Origin of the sequence: Leucobacter aridicollis (assembly GCF_013409595.1) — a bacterium.
Classification (GTDB): domain Bacteria; phylum Actinomycetota; class Actinomycetes; order Actinomycetales; family Microbacteriaceae; genus Leucobacter; species Leucobacter aridicollis.
This window is the reverse complement of the sequence record NZ_JACCBD010000001.1, coordinates 1299943-1315478: the sequence shown is the minus strand read 5'-3', so window position 1 is coordinate 1315478 and position 15536 is coordinate 1299943. Positions and strand designations below refer to the sequence as shown.

The window sequence follows — 15536 nt, the reverse complement described above, 5'->3', positions numbered from 1 at the left end:
CCATGCCCTCACCCATTCGTCGCGCCACATCCGCGGGGCTCGCAGCGCTCGCAGCTGGCGCACTCCTCCTCACCGGCTGCTCATCCAGCGCGGACCCAGCGGGAGATCCGAAGACCGCTGAACGCGGGGCAGCATCGGGATCGTTCCCCGTCACCATCCACAACGCATACGGCGACGCAACGATTGATGAACAGCCAGAGCGCGTCGCGGCTCTCGGCTACGCCGACGTCGCGCTGGCCTCAGCGCTCGGCGCGCAGGTCGTCGCCGCCCCGGAATCCTTCACGAGCGTCGCGGGTGCTGGCGACGAGAAGAACCTGCCATACATTGACCCGCTGCCCGAGGACACTACGTGGCTTAACCCGATGAGCATCAATGTCGAGCAGGTCGCAGCTGCGAAGCCGGACGTCATTCTCGCGACCGCCGGGTTCACGCTCGACGAGGCGCTCTACGCGCAGCTGAGCGATATCGCTCCGGTCGTGTCGTACGAGACCGCGCTCTACGGCGCGACGAGTGAGGAGTCCGCGCTGAGGATCGGGAACGCGCTCGGCAAGTCTGAGGACGCGGAGCGCCTCATCGCCGAAGCAGACGCCGCTGTGGAAGCGATCAAGGAGGACCTCCCGGGCCTCGCGGGGGGCACGTTCCTGTACGGCCAGGCCAGGGACGGCGTCGTCGTCATGCTCGTCGACGAAGCGAACGTCACCGCGAAGTTCATGCAGCAGCTCGGCCTCGTTGCACTGCCTGCAGTCGCAGACCTCGGCGGACAGGGGTCCGTTCCCGGCGCCATCGACGTGAGCTTCGAGCAGGCGCCGCTGTTCAACGACGCTGGCGTCATGTTCATGACGTTCCAGTCTGACGCGCTGCAGGAGAAGTTTGAGAGCGATCCGATCGTGTCGAAGCAGCCGATCATGTCCGAGCGCTACGTGCCCGTCGGGCTTGAGGCCGCGACTGCGCTCCAAGATCCGAACATCGCATCCGTGCCGTGGCTACTCGAGCAGCTCCGCCCGGGCCTCGAACTCATTCCGGCGAAGTGACCGCCACGCTCCGAGAGGCGCGCCGCACGAGCGCCTCGCGCCTCCTCGGAGCGCAGGCCCTCGCGGCCATCGTTCTCGTCGCGCTCTGCGTGGCGAGTCTGCTTATTGGGTCTCGCACGGTCTCGCCCGCGGAACTGCATGAGGCGCTCGCGGGCCGCGGCGGGGACGACCTGAACACCCTCCTCTGGGAGGTGCGGCTCCCCCGCACGATCGCGGCGCTACTCGTCGGGGCCGCCCTGGCCTGGGCGGGGACGCTCATGCAGGGGATGACTCGCAACCCGCTCGCGGACCCCGGCCTGCTCGGAGTGAGCTCGGGCGCGGCGTTCGCTGTGACCATCGCGATGACCTGGTTCGGGGTGCGCTCGGCCACCGGAATCGCGTGGAGCGCGGTGGCGGGCGCGGGAATCGTCACCGCCGCGGTGCTCGCGCTTGGACTGCGGGGCGCGGCCAGCGGAACGAAACTCGTGCTTGCCGGTGTCGCCTTCAGCATGACCGTCTCCGGCGTGCAGTCTGCGATCACGCTTCTCAACCCGCGCGCACTGGACGCGATGCGCGCGTGGTCTGCGGGCTCACTCGCGAGCCCCAACACGGACGTACTCTGGAACTCGCTGCCGCTCATCATGTTCGGCGGCGTCCTCGCGTTCGCCCTCGCTCGCCCGATCGACGCGCTCGCCCTCGGCGACGACACCGCCAGGGGCCTCGGCTCCCACCCGTTCCTTGCCCGAGCGGGCACCGGGGTGGGCGCGGCCTGTCTCGTCGGCGCGGCCACGGCCATCGCCGGCCCCATCGGCTTCATCGGACTCATGGTGCCGCACCTTGTTCGCCCGTTCACCGGCCCGAGTACCGGGCGCATGATCCTTGTCAGCACTCCGGTCGGCGCCGGCCTGCTCCTCATCGCCGACATTCTTGCTCGCACGGTGCTGTGGCCGGGCGAGCTTCCCGTCGGCGTCGTCGCGGCCGCCCTGGGCGCACCCGTCATCCTGGTCGTGCTGAGGAGGCGCGCATGATTCACACGAGACCCGCTTCGAATGCCTCGGCAGTTACTCGTGCAGCGCCAGTCGCAGCAGGCGGCCCGCCGGCACGCGCGCGTTCGCGGTGGCGGTGGGCTGCGGGCGTCACCCTGCTCGCCGCGGTGTTCCTCGCCGCACTCGCCGCGGGAGATCTCGCGCTCAGCCCGTCCGAGGTGTGGGCCGCGCTCACAGGGAGCGCCAATGACTTCACCCAGACCGTGGTGCTGGCGTGGCGACTCCCCCGTGCGCTCGCGGCCGTCGCGTTCGGCGCGGCGCTCGGCGCGGCCGGGTCGATCTTCCAGACGCTCACCCGTAACCCGCTCGGCAGCCCCGACATCATCGGTTTCAACACCGGCGCTTACATTGGCGTGCTCCTCGCGCTCATCCTCATTCCCGCCCCGGGGTTCGCCGCCACCGCGACCGCGGCACTCGTCGGCGGCCTCGCCGCTGCGGGGCTCGTGTTGCTGTTCAGTTCGCGCTCGGGGGTCGGCGGGAACACGTTCGTTCTCGCAGGCATCGCGATCAGCGCGGCCCTCGGAGCGTGGAACACCTGGCTCGTCTACAAGACAGACACCGCGACTGCGACGGCCAGCTCAGTGTGGGCCGCGGGGACACTCGACAACACGCGGTGGGAGCTGCTGCAGCCTGTGCTCATCGCGCTCGCGGTGATCGCGGCGGCAACCGCAATGACCGTTCCGAAGCTGCGAATCATCGAACTGGGCGACGACCTGGCACACGCGCTCGGGCTGCGGGTTGGCGCAACGCGGCTCCTGCTCGTCGTCTGCGCGGTCGGGCTCACCGCGGTGACCACTGCCGCGGCTGGCCCGATCATGTTCGTGGCGCTGGCCGCGCCGCACCTCGCGCGGGCCGTGCTGCCACGCACGCACCCGACACTCGCGGCGGCTCTCGCGGGCGCGCTGCTGCTCAGCATTGCCGACTGGCTCGCGGCACACGCGTTCGCGCCGACGCAGCTCCCCGTCGGAGCTGTCACGGTGAGCCTTGGCGGGGTGTATCTCACGCTCACGATCCTCTTTCGCAAGCGCTGACGGGCCGCGCCCTCGGCCGGGCTACTGCGCCCGGGCCACCAGCCGAATCTTGTTGCCCCAGGGGTCTTCGACGACGATGCCGCGCTCGACGACCTCGTGATCAATGCCGGCGGCAGCCACGCGGGCTGCCACATTGTCGACGTCCGCCTCGCTCGGGAGGGCGACCGTCAGCGAGCCAAGCCCGACCTCGGTGCTGCGCGGACCGGCGCCGGCGCTCTGCCAGACATTCGTCGCGAGGTGGTGGTGGTAGCCGCCCGCCGAGTAGAACAGGGCGCCTTCCGCCTCCGAGACCACGTCGAATCCGAGGGTGTCGGCGTAGAACGCGCGCGCGTCGTCGAGGTTTCCGACTTTCAGGTGAATATGCCCGATCACCGCCGTGCCGGCCGCATCGTCGCCAAGGTGCTCCTCGATGAACGCGTTCGGGTCGAGCGGTTCGCTCCCCATCTCGACCTGGCCGTTGTTCCACTGCCAGTCCTCTCGCGGCCGGTCAACGTAGAGCTCGACGCCATTGCCCTCCGGGTCCCCGAAGTAGAAGGCCTGGCTCACGAGGTGATCGGCCGACCCCTGATAGCTGCCAGGCGCGAGCTGCGCCGTCTGCAGCACCGCCTGGGCGAGCGACGCCTCGTCGGCGAAGAGAATTGCGGTGTGGTACAGCCCGGCGTCGCCCACCTCCGGTAGGGGCTCGGCGGACTGCTCGAGCCGCATGAGCGGGACGTCCCCCAACCCCAGCGTGACCGCGTCCGGCTGCTGGTCAATGACCGCGAGCCCGATGGCGTTCTCGTAATATGCCTGCACGTTCTCGAGGTTCTGAACCTTGAGCTCCGTGATCCCCAGCTCCGTTTCCGCGGGCACTCCGTCCGCACGCTCCACGGGCACGCCCGCCGCGTCGACGGTACGGTCGGCGCCAGACGCGGTGTCGCGACCGGCCAAGACGGCCCAGATCACACCGCCGGCGACCGCGATGAGCGCCACTGCGGCGATGACGATGAGGAGGAGGTTTGGCGCGCGGCGCGCGGGCTGGCTCGTGCGTGTCATGGGCGGGTCCTTCGAGTGTTGCGTGGGATGCGGGGGTTGGATTGCGGGGTCGTCACTGGCGCTCCGCGAGGAGGTCTTCCATGAGCTGGATCTCGCTCTGCTGGGCCTTGGCGATGCTGCCGGCGAGGTCCGTCACGACCGGATAGTCGCTCCGCTGCAGGAGCGCGTCGGCCATGTCAATGCCGCCCTCGTGGTGAGCGATCATGAGCCGCAGGAACATCCGCTCGGCGGCAACGCCGCGAAGGGTCTTCAGCTCCTCGAGTTGCGCACGCGTCGCCATGCCCGGCATCGCCTCGGGCACCGCGCTCGTCGCGTCTGGCACGCCGTGCACGTGACTCTCCCCTGACGGAAGAGGCCGATGCATCCAGGTCATTGCAGGCTCGGGCGACGACTGCGGGAGCCCCCACGTCGCGAGCCAGCCAAACATCTGCCCCGCCTGCTGGGACTGGGAGGTCGCGATGTCGTATGCCAGGAGTCGAATGTCTGGCGAGTCGGTGAGGTCTCGGACGATCATCGACATCTCGACGGCCTGGTCGTGATGGATCTGCATGTCGCGGGCGAACCCCGCCTCGGCGCTGCGCGTGTTCGGTAGCGGATCAGGGCCGGCGGTCGCGCGCCCGATGATCAACGACGCCGCGACGAGCACGAGCGCGAGCATCGTGGCGACGAACGCCGTCAGGCCCGCGCTGCGCCCGCTAGGCGACAAGGCCTGGGCCCTGCAGCGCCCCCGAGCACGACGCGCCCGGCTCTGGCGCGTCCGCGGACTTCCAGTACCTGTCGATGAACTGCGCCAGGCGCGCGTCCGACACGCTCTCCATCTCGATCTGGGCGCCCCAGGCCGAGGCCATGAACGGAGCGGGCTGGCCGGGGTACGGCGAGAGGATCGTGTACTGGTCGGGGATGGCGTTTCGCAGTGCCGAGATGTCCTCATCCGTCGCCACATCCGGATCATAGGTCACCCACACCGCCCCGTGTTCGAGCGCGTGCACCGCGTTCTCGTTTTGCTGCGGCTGGCTGTAGACGCCACAGTTCAGCCAGATCTGCGAGTGGTCGCCGCCCGCGGGAACGGCCATGCCGTAGCTCTCCTGATAATCCACGGGCGCCGGGTCGATATGGGTCGCGGGGAGATTCGGGAACTCGGTGAGCCCCGCGATCTCGATGTCCTGGGGCCGCTGAACTGGTTCCGTCGATGTCGCCACGAAGGTGATGACGAGGGCGATGACGGCGGCACCGCCGACCGCTCCGCTCACGGCCGCGATGCGCCGGTTGCGCTTGCGCGCCGCCTCCTGCTGCTGGTGGGCACGCACCCGCTCGGCGCGCGCCTCGGCTCGCTGCTGCTTGGTGGTCTTGCGGCCTGTTGGCTCCGACATTCGATCCCCGCTCCAATTTGGTTGTTGCGACAATCATTTATCAGTGGCCTGGGAGAATCCTCCGGAGCGACGAACTAGTTGCGATGCTCCGCGAGCCTCCCGCCAATGATCTCGGCAATCTCGCCAAGCGAATCGAGCTGTTCCGGCGTCAGCGCATCGATCACGAGGCTTCTCACGAGCTCAATGTGGGCGGGGATCGCGCGAATGAACTCCCGCCGTCCCGCCGGGGTCAACCGAACGTTTGTCGCGCGGCGATCAGTCTCGCTCGGGACCCGCTCGATGAGGTCCCGCTTCTCCATCCGCGTGCACACGTGCGAGAGCCGCGGCAGCGTCGCTGCGGTCGTCTGCGCGAGCTCCGACATCCGAAGCACAGAAGTCGGCTCGACGTACAGCGCCGACAGCACCGTGAACTCGAAATGCGTCATCCGGGAGTCCCGCTCCAGCTGAGCGTCGAGCAGGTGCGGGAGCAACTGGGCGACTCCAATCAGCCCAAGCCAGGCCCGTGACTCCCTGGCGTCCATGCGCGGGGCAAAATCTGTCATACCGCCTATTTCATCATCTTTGCGCGCCCCCACCGCGACGGGGAGCAAGGAAATCACATTTGCGTAACTTCACGGGTGTCATTTGGCCGCCGAAATCGCCAGAACGGCCCCAAGCGCACAGCCACGCGCGGGTAGGCCACCACAGGCCAATCAGCGACTTGCGCGACGTTCGTCGCAAAGAACTCAGCAGATTTGCGGCGGAACGCCACCACTTGCGGCCTTGTCGACCCCTCACTTAGTGTCAGGACATGGCACACGCACTGCAGCACGTCCACGGGAGGCCACCGGCCGCACCCGTGAGGCGGGCTGCCCGCGCCGTGCCTCACGCGGGCGGAGCCGCGGGGATCGAGGTCGGCCAGTACCTCAATCGCGGCCTGTCCCCCAGCCAGACCCCACCATGAAACGAACTGGTGCCTCCCGCCGCACGACTGACGCCGCCGGGGGCACCGCGCGCCGGTCCACGGCGTGAGCGGGGTTGCTTCAGCGCCCCGAACGCGCGGCCACGCGCCGCACGGTCTCAGACCGTTCCCGAGGCAACCGGCCTGCGCCCAGGGAGCGATGCGACCGCTCACGCACCCGCGGCGCGCGCGCTGAGCCCCCGCACGCCGCAGACGACGCCGGGGCCGCACCGCTCGACGCGTCAGCCTGCGGGCACCCCGCACCACCACGTTGGAAGGGCACCAATGCAGCATTCATTCACCGACATTCCGAGGCACATTCGGGAGGCCTGTACGCCCCAGATGCGCCGCGTCGTGGAACACCAGCTCGACCGCCTGGCGACCCAGCCCACTCCGGCCGACACGCCCCCGGGAAGCGTCGCCGCGGCTCGCGCCGACTACCTGGCGGAGCGCGAGTTCTGGAACGTCGGCGGGCCCGTCATGCACGACACCCGCGAACTCACCTTCGACGTCGCGGGCGCACGGGTCCGGGCGCGCGTGCACCGCCCGACCGACTCCCCCGTACTCCCGGCTATCGTCTACCTCCACGGCGGCGGGTTCATGCTCGGAAACCTCGACTCCCACGACCGGATCGCCCGGGTCTTGGCGAGCGCGTCGGGCGCCGCAGTCGTTGCGGTCGACTACTCGCTCGCCCCCGAGGCGCGGTTTCCGCAGGCCCTGCTCGAGTGCGCGGGCGTCGTCGCGGATCTCGCGCTCGGCGGGGATCGGTACGGCATCGATGGGGATCGCCTCGCCGTCGCCGGCGACTCTGCGGGCGCCGTGCTTGCGCTTGGAACGGCACTCCTCCTTCGCGACGAGCCCGCCCGGGTCACCGAGGCCGCGACGAATCCCGCACGGGTCAACGCCTCGCTCAGGGCCATGCTGTTGTACTACGGCGGCTACGGCCTCGAGGACTCCGCGTCGCGGCACAGCCTCGGCGGGTTCTGGGATGGCATGTCGGCTGCGGACCTCGAACTCATCTCCGACACCTACCTCACCGACCCCCGCGACCGGGTGAGCCCGTACGCGGCTCCGCTCACCGCAGATCTCGCGGCGCCGCTGCCACCGGCCTATGTCGTGGGCGCGGAGCTCGACCCGCTCCGCGACGACTCGGAGGAGCTCGGCCGCCGGCTCGCAGCCGCGGGGCACGACGTGGATTGGTCCATCGTCCCCGGGGTGCTGCACTCGTTCCTCCACTTCGGCCGCATGCTCGACGCCGCAACGGCAGCCATGCGCGACGGGGCCGCGTTCGCCGCCCGCCGCTTCGCCGAACCAGGCACGGACGCGCACGACGCACGCCCACCGCACTGACAGACAGGACACCCCACAGACACACGACTTGCCCGAGCGCCGAGCCTCGCACCCCCGGCGTCACGACCATCCAAGACCGGCTGCTGCCGGCCCTGGAACATGCGAAAGGAAGCGATTCAATGGTGAACAGCACCCCCGGTGTGCGCCACCCCCGTCGTCGACGGGCCCGTCACATGCTTGGAGCCGCGCTCGCTCTCGGCCTCGCCGGCCTCCTGGCGGCCTGCAGCGGCCAGGCGGTGCCAGGCGCCGACGGCGTCGGCCCAGGATCCCCCGTCGAGGGCGGCACCCTCCGCGTCGGCTTCGTCGGCGGCGGCGCCGCAGACACCCTCGACGGCGCGATCGCCACGAACCTCGGAGACGTCGCCCGCGCCGTTAACATGTACAACGCGCTGCTCTACCGCGACGATGACTTCGACCTCAAGCCGATGCTCGCGACCTCGATCGAGCCCAACGCCGACGCGACGGTGTGGACCGCGCATCTGCGCACGGACGTGAAGTTCTCAGATGGCAGGCCCATGACCGCGAAAGACGTCGTGGCGAGCGTCGAGCGAGTCATCGACCCTGACGATCCGAAGAACGGCGCCGCAAGCCTCGGGCACCTCCGGGAGGTCGTCGCCGTTGACGACGCCACCGTCGAGTTCAGGCTCGACGTGCCGGACTCGTCCCTCGACGACGGCCTTGGGCAGTACACCATGACGATCGTGCCCGAGGACTACGACCCGACGAACCCGGTCGGCACCGGCCCGTTCATGCTTGAGAGTTTCACGCCCGGCCAATCCACCGTGCTCAAGCGGAACCCGTACTACTGGGGAGACGACGGACCGTACCTCGACAAGATCGAGCTGCTGAACTTTAACGACACTGACGCGCTCATCAACGCGCTGTTGTCGAGCCAGGTCGACGCCGTCGCGCAGATCCCCGCCGCGCTCGCGGAGGTCATCGGCGCAGACTCGCGCATGGAGATCCTGAACTCCGAGACCGGCATGTGGCTGCCCTTCACGATGCGCACCGACACCCCGCCGTTCGACGACGAGCGGGTGCGGCAGGCGTTCCGCCTCGCCGTCGATCGCGAGCAGATGGTCGAGCAGGTGCTGTCCGGCTACGGCACCGTCGGCAACGACATGTTCGCGAGTTTCGACCCGGCCTACCCGGAGTTCCCGCAGCGCACGCAGGACATCGAGGAGGCGAAGCGCCTCCTCGCCGACGCCGGCTACCCCGACGGCCTCACCGTCGAGCTCGCGACCGCCCCCATACAGGCGGGCACCGTGGAGGCCGCGCAGGTGTTCGCCGAGCAGGCCGCGGAGGCCGGCATCACGGTGAAGATCAACCGGATGGACCTCACGACGTACTGGGGCGACTATCTCGAGTACCCGTTCTCTCAGAGCTTCTGGTACACCCGAAACTTCCTCCCGCAGGCGAACTCGGGCGCGATGCCGGATTCGCCGTTCAACGAGACACACTGGGCGGACGAGGAGTTCATCGCGCTCGTCGAACGCGCGCGCGGCGAGACCGACGACGACGCACGCGGCGAGCTCATCGAGGAGGCGCAGGCCATCATGTACGACCGTGGCGGCCTCATCGTCTGGGGGTTCGCGAACCAGCTCGACGCGTACCAGTCCTACGTCGGCGGGCTCGTCCCGAACGCGACGGGGCTGCCCCTCTCGGGCTTCCAACTGCAACGCGTCTGGATTGGAGACCTCTCATGATTCTTCGCCTCATCGCGCGGCGGCTCGCGATCAGCGTCGCGATCCTGCTCGTCGTCTCAATGGTGATCTTCTTCGTCACGCTGCTCCTCCCAGGGGATCCGGCGCAGGCGATCCTCGGGCAGCAGGCGACGCCCGAGCGGATCGCGGCGATCCATGAACAGATGAACCTCAACGAGCCCGCGTGGAAACGCTACCTGCTGTGGCTCGGCGGGCTGTTCGTCGGCGACTTCGGGATCTCCGCGGCGACCTCGCAGCCTGTCGCGGCGCTGATTGGCGAGCGCGTCGGCGCCTCGCTCTTCCTCATGGTCGCGGCAGCGGTCATCTCGATCCCTGTCGGCATCCTCGTCGGCATCTGGTCCGCGCTCCGCCGCGGGCGCGCCACCGACACGGCGATCACCGGCATCTCCCTCGTGCTCGCGGCCCTGCCGGAGTTCGTCGTCGGCATCGCCCTCGTCGCACTCTTCGCGACGACGGTCTTCCCGATCCTGCCCGCCGTCACGATGCAGCCCCCGGGCACGCAGGTGTGGGACTTCCCCACCCAGCTCATCCTGCCCGTGCTCGTACTCGTGCTCGTCGTCACCCCGTACATCGTGCGCATGATGCGCGCGACCATGCTTGAGGTACTCGACTCAGGCTACGTCGAGATGGCACGCCTGAAGGGTGTGCCCGAGCGCCGCGTCATCATGCGCCATGCGCTTCCCCACGCCATCGGCCCGGTGGCGCAGGTCATCGCGATCCAACTCGCGTGGATGGCCGGCGGCGTGGTCGTCGTCGAGTTCCTGTTCAGGTACCCGGGGCTCGGCCAGGCGCTCATCGAGGCAGTGAACTACCGCGACGTGATGGTCGTCGTCGCGATCACCATGATCGTCGCCGCGATCTACGTCGTCGTGAATCTCCTCGCCGACATCGTCGGGATCCTCGCGAACCCGAAACTTCACACTCGAGGAGGGAACTAACATGTCGAACCCACAAGACGCCTCGGGGCTGAACGCGACGAACACCCTGTCCGCGCAGGATCTCGCCCAGAGCAAGTCCGCGAACACCGGCGCGAACGTGTCGTTCATGCATCGCTTCTGGCGGCAGCGGCAGGCAAAGATCGGAGTGATCCTCACCGCGATCATCGTGCTGCTCGCGTTCCTCGGCCCGCTGCTTCTGCCGTGGGCGACCGGGTACACTGCCACCGAGTTCGCGAGTCGTCCGTTCCAGCCCGACGGCTTGTTCGGCACCGACAACCTTGGGCGCGATGTCTGGTCCAGGTTCCTCGCGGGCGGGCTCAGCCTGCTCATCTACTCGGCGCTCGCGACGCTCGTCGGCCTCGTCATCGGCGTCGCCCTCGGGATGGCTGCGGCATACACCGGCGGCTGGCTCGACTCGCTCATTATGCGCGCGAACGACGTGCTCCTCGCCGTGCCGCAGCTGCTGTTTGCGCTCCTCGCCGTGACCGTGCTCGGCCCGCAGGGGTGGGTGCTCGTCACCGTGATCGGGATCACGCACGCGCCGCGCATCGCGCGGGTCGCACGGTCCGCCGCGCTGAACGTCATCAACGAGGACTACATCCGCGCCGCGGAGATGTACGCGGTGCCGCGCGGCCGGATCCTCACCCGCGAAATCCTGCCCAACATCACCGGCCCGCTCGCTGTCGAGGCCGGGCTCCGACTGACGTACTCGATCGGCGCGATCGCCTCACTGTCGTTCCTCGGGCTCGGGGTGCAGCCGCCCGCGGCGGACTGGGGCCTGATGATCAACGAGAACCGCATCGCCCTCTCGCTGCAGCCCGCGGGCGTGCTGCTCCCGGTCGTCGCGATCGCGATCCTGACCGTCGGCACCAACCTCATTGCGGACTCGATCGCTCGCGCATCCGCCAACACGAACGCAGGTGAGAAGTAATGACTCAGCAGTCCCCCGTCGCGCCCATCGCAACTGACGCGCAGAAGAACGGCACCGCCTGGCAGCTGCGCATGTCGGCCGACGAACCGATCCTCGAGGTCGACGACCTCACGATCGCGGCGACCGCCACCGGCCTCGCCGTGGTGTCCGACGTGAACCTCGACCTGCGGGCGGCGGAGATCCTCGCGCTCGTCGGCGAGTCGGGATCGGGTAAGACGACAGTCGGCCTCGCAGTGCTCGGCCACATCCGCGAGGGCCTCGCGCACACCGGCGGAACGGTCACGCTGTATCCGTCCGACAGCCCCGACCTCGCCGAGATGCTCACGCTGGGCGAGTCCGCGAGGCGCCAGCTCCGCGGTGCGCGCGTCAGCTACGTGCCGCAGGACCCGGCGCTCTCGCTGAACCCGAGCATGCGGGTTGGTGCCCAGATTCGCGAGGTGCTCGACATTCACGGCTTCGGCGCGTCCGAGGCCGACCGCGCGGACCGGGTGCGCTCGGTGCTGCGGGAGGTCGGGCTCCCCGACAGCGACGAGTACCAGCGCCGCTGGCCGCACCAGCTGTCCGGCGGGCAACAGCAGCGGATCGGGATCGCGATGGCGTTCGCAATGTACCCAGACGTCATCGTGCTCGACGAGCCGACGACAGGCCTCGACGTTACCACGCAAGAGCAGGTGCTCGACACGATCCGCGACATGACCGTGAAGAACCGGGTCGCCGGGCTGTACATCACGCACGACCTCGCCGTCGTATCGGAGATCGCGGACCGCGTCGCGGTGATGCTTCGCGGCGAGATCGTGGAGGTCGGCGACACCAGCCAGGTGCTCGTGCGGCCGCAGCACGACTACACGCGCAGGCTGCTCGCCGCCGTGCCCGACCTCGCCGGGAAGAACCAGATCGGGAAGCTCTCGAAGATGGACGCGCGCACCGCGGAGTTCCTCACCGGCGAGCTCGACATCCTCAAGCACACCGCGCCCGATAAGGTCGTCTCCCGCTCGGGTGACGGCGATGCGGGCGGAAGCGCTGGCGAAGGCGCCGGAGCAGGCGAGGGCGCCGGTGCGCACGGTCCCGGCGCTCACGGTGCCGGCGGCGCCCATGCGGGCGCGGCGGCGGCAGTGCCTGTCGACGCGCCACCGGAGCCCGGTGTGGACGCCACGACGGGGGCGCCGGGTGCAGCGGATCCACGGATCTCGATCCGAGACCTCCGCGTCGCCTACGGCAAGAATCAGGTGCTCCGCGGCATCGATCTCGATTTCGCGCCGGGCGAGAGCACGCTCCTTCTCGGCCAATCAGGATCGGGCAAGACGACACTCGCCCGCTCCATCGCCGGCCTGCTCAGCGACTACGAGGGCTCGGTGAGCTACCACGGCCAGGAGCTTGCGAAGTCAACGCGAGGGCGGACCCAGGAGCAGCGGCGGCAGATCCAGTACATCTTCCAGTCACCGTTCTCGTCACTGAACCCGCGCCGCACGCTCGGGCAGTCACTCCTCGTGCCGCTCGAGATGGCGAGCGAGTACAGCGCGGAAGAGCGCCGCGAACGCGTGCGTGACGCCCTCGACGCCGTGCAGCTCGGGCGGCAGTTCTACGACCGGCGGCCAGGCGACCTGTCGGGCGGCGAACGGCAACGCGCCGCGATCGCGCGGGCCCTCGTCAACATGCCGTCGGTGCTCGTGTGCGACGAGATCACGTCGGCGCTCGACGTCTCCGTGCAGGCGAACATCATCTCGCTGCTCCACACCCTGCAGGAAGAGCGTGATCTCACGGTACTCTTCGTCACCCACAACATCGCGCTGGCGCGCCACATCGCGTCACGCGTCGCCGTGCTGAACCGTGGCGAAATCGTGGACGACGGCCCGGTCGACGAGGTGCTCAACAACCCGACGCACGCCTACACGAAGGAGCTGCTCGCGAACATCCCGACGCTGTAGGGGGGCGGTGGCGCAGCCGCAGCTCTGCCCGTCGATCGGCGGGTGAGCTGCGTCGAACTCGATGGAGGGCTCGCTCATCCGCTCGCTCGTCGTTGCGGGCCCGTTGGGCTCCGCCAGTGCCGCCTCGACGAGCACGCGTATTTCGCGTTCCGCGTCGTCGCTGGTGAACGGCTCAACAGCCGCGTCCAGCATGACATCTGTGAAGGGCTCAACGCCCGGCTCTCCCCTTTCTGGCATGAGGTGCACGGGGCCGATCCGTTCGTGCGTCTGCTTTGCAAGTGACGAAAGCGTGTCCTCCGTCGCGAGGCCAAGGGTAATCACAATTGCAAGCGCTGCCATCACCAACGCCATTTCGAGCGCTCTTCGCCGCATCGAATCTGCGGCATGCGCCGACCTGAGCGTCGGCCGTCGGACGATGCCGTAGAAGGACCCGCCATGGCGCCACCGTCCCCCATCCGCGCACCGAACGCAAATCGTCGCGGGGATTCCGGAGCCTCGGCGCGTGCGGCGCGTGCGGCTCGCCCCAGTCACACTCGCACCGGAGGGGCGTGGTCCGCCGAAGCGGAGTCAGGGGACAATCAATGGCTCGGCAGTCTGCTGCCACCCTTCGCGTTGATAGTCGCGCGGGGAGAGTCCGTGCTTCCGCGTAAACACCTGTCCAAAGCCGGAGGCGTGGGCGTAACCGAGAGTCCTCGCTACCCGAGCCACGCTCATCCCCTCTGCCAGGTAGCGGCGGGCCATCGTCATACGGATCTGGCTCTGCCACCGGCTGAACTCCATTCCGGTAATCGACAAGACCGCCGACGCCAGCTGAGCGGGTTCGATCTCGAAATGGCCGGCCCACTCACTCAGGTTTCTTCGATCTGCGGGGGTTCTATGCAGCTCGGCCGCGAGCGCCTGAACGCGCGAGGCATTGGATGAAGTACGCACCCCCGCGGAGACGCCCATAACCGCGCTCTGCTGAGCAAACGCCCGCGTGATCGCATGCGGGTCGTGGATTGTGGGGCGAAGGCGCGAGTAGTTGGCCACCATTGTGTGCATGAGAAACAGCCCAGCATCGTCAGAGAACCGCTGCACCAGAACATCCGGAGCGTCCGCCCCGTAATTCACTTCCTGTGATCCAAGGGGCAGCAGGATCGACCCTGCGGGCAAGCTGACACTGTTCGAGAGGCCAGCCGGTAGCCAGGCGGCTTCGCCTTGGCGCAGGTTGAACAGTTCGCCTGCGATTTCCACCCGTGCTGAACCTCGATACACCCACACGAGCACATGGAAATCGCTCACCCTGTCCCAAGTCTTGCTCGCAGGCACGACGGGAGGAACGCCTCGACGAGATGCAGCAGTCTCGCCGGCCTCACCAGGAGGGGCCAAATCAGACACTGGCTCGCTAGGGCGGACCCGCTGCCCTCTGCGCTGTGCGAAAGCGCTCGGGGTCACCCCCGTTTGCCTGAAAAATGCTTTGGTAAACCCTGCGGGAGTGGCATACCCGACCTGCTGCGCAGTCCACCCAATGTCGTGGCCAAGATCGATATACGTCGCTGCTGCCGCGATACGAACTTGGGCTCGCCACTCCGATATCGCGAAGCCGGTTTCGCTCGAAAACTGCGCCTGCAGCGTTCGTACGGAGACGCTCACACCCGAGGCGAGTTCATCGATCGAAGCAGAATCGGCAGGATCCTGCATGAGACGCAATGCGACCCGTGAGGCCTCGGGCGAGTTCGGCCTTGGAGGCAGCGGCACAGGTGCCGCGGGCATCGGTGTGCCTCCTGGGGTTGACCCGGGAGAACCGACGACGACACCCGCAAGCCCCTGGGCGGCAGCCGCGCCACGGAGGTACCCGATGCTCCGTGCGAACTGATAGACAAGCCAGTCGTTCCATTCAGCAGCGAAGTGCGTTCTCGTTGGCGTCGAGAGCGCAAAGTGGGCCCGCCTGGCTGCCGGGAAGATTGGGATAAGCACGCTGTTCGGGGAACTTCGAATATCGTACTCCAGGCCCGCCGGCACCCAGATCGCGTCGCCCTGGCGCAGCGGATAGACATGATTGCCGATGGAGACGCGCCCCTGTCCCGCATAGGCCCAAATAAGGGATGGCTCGCGCGAATTGCAAACCTTCTCAGCGACCGCAGCGGCGAATTCGTTCGATTCGAGCAGCACACAGTGCGAATCTTGCGGCACCGAACCCCCTCAGTATGTGATCTTTGCGCATCAGGATAAATCATCTGATGATTCCAACAATAGC

General features: G+C 68.3%; 14 protein-coding genes. 8 read left to right on the top strand and 6 right to left on the bottom strand.

Features of this window, described 5'->3' with window-relative positions; translation table 11 throughout:
• Positions 1-2 precede the first annotated feature (2 nt).
• From BJ960_RS06055 to BJ960_RS06045, 3 genes are read left to right on the top strand one after another with little or no spacing between them, the layout of a single operon-like run.
• On the top strand, positions 3-1031 hold the full coding sequence (locus BJ960_RS06055) for an ABC transporter substrate-binding protein (protein ID WP_185986626.1): 1029 nt from the start codon (positions 3-5) through the stop codon (positions 1029-1031).
• Positions 1028-2038, top strand: a complete 1011-nt coding sequence (locus BJ960_RS06050) for a FecCD family ABC transporter permease (RefSeq protein WP_185986625.1) — start codon at positions 1028-1030, stop codon at positions 2036-2038. Before BJ960_RS06055 ends, BJ960_RS06050 begins: the two co-directional genes overlap by 4 nt.
• A complete protein-coding gene (locus tag BJ960_RS06045) occupies positions 2035-3087 on the top strand; it encodes a FecCD family ABC transporter permease (protein ID WP_185986624.1) in 1053 nt (350 codons plus the stop codon). The genes BJ960_RS06050 and BJ960_RS06045 overlap by 4 nt, the downstream gene beginning before the upstream one ends.
• Positions 3088-3108: 21 nt before the next feature.
• Here the strand turns inward: BJ960_RS06045 and BJ960_RS06040 are convergent, their stop codons facing one another.
• From BJ960_RS06040 to BJ960_RS06025, 4 genes are all read right to left on the bottom strand, one after another.
• Positions 3109-4122, bottom strand: a complete 1014-nt coding sequence (locus tag BJ960_RS06040) for a VOC family protein (RefSeq protein WP_202229193.1) — start codon at positions 4120-4122, stop codon at positions 3109-3111.
• A 52-nt stretch (positions 4123-4174) separates the two neighbouring features.
• Positions 4175-4828, bottom strand: a complete 654-nt coding sequence (locus BJ960_RS06035; protein ID WP_237463644.1) for a DUF305 domain-containing protein — start codon at positions 4826-4828, stop codon at positions 4175-4177.
• Complete coding sequence (locus BJ960_RS06030; RefSeq protein WP_185986623.1) at positions 4818-5492, bottom strand: thioredoxin-like domain-containing protein; 675 nt, start codon at positions 5490-5492, stop codon at positions 4818-4820. The genes BJ960_RS06035 and BJ960_RS06030 overlap by 11 nt, the downstream gene beginning before the upstream one ends.
• Positions 5493-5566: 74 nt before the next feature.
• Positions 5567-6034 carry a MarR family winged helix-turn-helix transcriptional regulator gene (locus BJ960_RS06025; protein WP_237463643.1) on the bottom strand — a complete coding sequence of 156 codons (468 nt, stop codon included), beginning with the start codon at positions 6032-6034 and terminating at the stop codon, positions 5567-5569.
• Between the two features lie 683 nt (positions 6035-6717).
• Between BJ960_RS06025 and BJ960_RS06020 the strand changes: the two genes are divergently transcribed.
• From BJ960_RS06020 to BJ960_RS16680, 5 genes are all read left to right on the top strand, one after another.
• Positions 6718-7782 (top strand): alpha/beta hydrolase fold domain-containing protein, encoded by a 1065-nt coding sequence (locus tag BJ960_RS06020; protein WP_185986622.1) that lies wholly within the window; start codon positions 6718-6720, stop codon positions 7780-7782.
• A 119-nt stretch (positions 7783-7901) separates the two neighbouring features.
• Entirely contained in the window at positions 7902-9488 is a 1587-nt protein-coding gene (locus BJ960_RS06015; RefSeq protein WP_185986621.1) for an ABC transporter substrate-binding protein, read from the top strand.
• Positions 9485-10444 carry an ABC transporter permease gene (locus tag BJ960_RS06010; RefSeq protein WP_202229192.1) on the top strand — a complete coding sequence of 320 codons (960 nt, stop codon included), beginning with the start codon at positions 9485-9487 and terminating at the stop codon, positions 10442-10444. Before BJ960_RS06015 ends, BJ960_RS06010 begins: the two co-directional genes overlap by 4 nt.
• Before the next feature lie 106 nt (positions 10445-10550).
• The gene (locus BJ960_RS06005; protein WP_307814687.1) at positions 10551-11375 is read left to right on the top strand and encodes an ABC transporter permease; all 825 of its coding nucleotides are present in this window, start codon (positions 10551-10553) and stop codon (positions 11373-11375) included.
• On the top strand, positions 11375-13300 hold the full coding sequence (locus tag BJ960_RS16680; RefSeq protein ID WP_237463642.1) for an ABC transporter ATP-binding protein: 1926 nt from the start codon (positions 11375-11377) through the stop codon (positions 13298-13300). Before BJ960_RS06005 ends, BJ960_RS16680 begins: the two co-directional genes overlap by 1 nt.
• On the opposite strand, the gene BJ960_RS05990 is transcribed toward BJ960_RS16680, so the two are convergent.
• Complete coding sequence (locus BJ960_RS05990; protein ID WP_185986619.1) at positions 13181-13639, bottom strand: hypothetical protein; 459 nt, start codon at positions 13637-13639, stop codon at positions 13181-13183. The genes BJ960_RS16680 and BJ960_RS05990 overlap by 120 nt on opposite strands.
• Positions 13640-13867: 228 nt before the next feature.
• Positions 13868-15451: an AraC family transcriptional regulator gene (locus tag BJ960_RS05985; protein ID WP_185986618.1), complete on the bottom strand. Its 1584-nt coding sequence runs from the start codon at positions 15449-15451 to the stop codon at positions 13868-13870.
• Positions 15452-15536 lie beyond the last annotated feature (85 nt).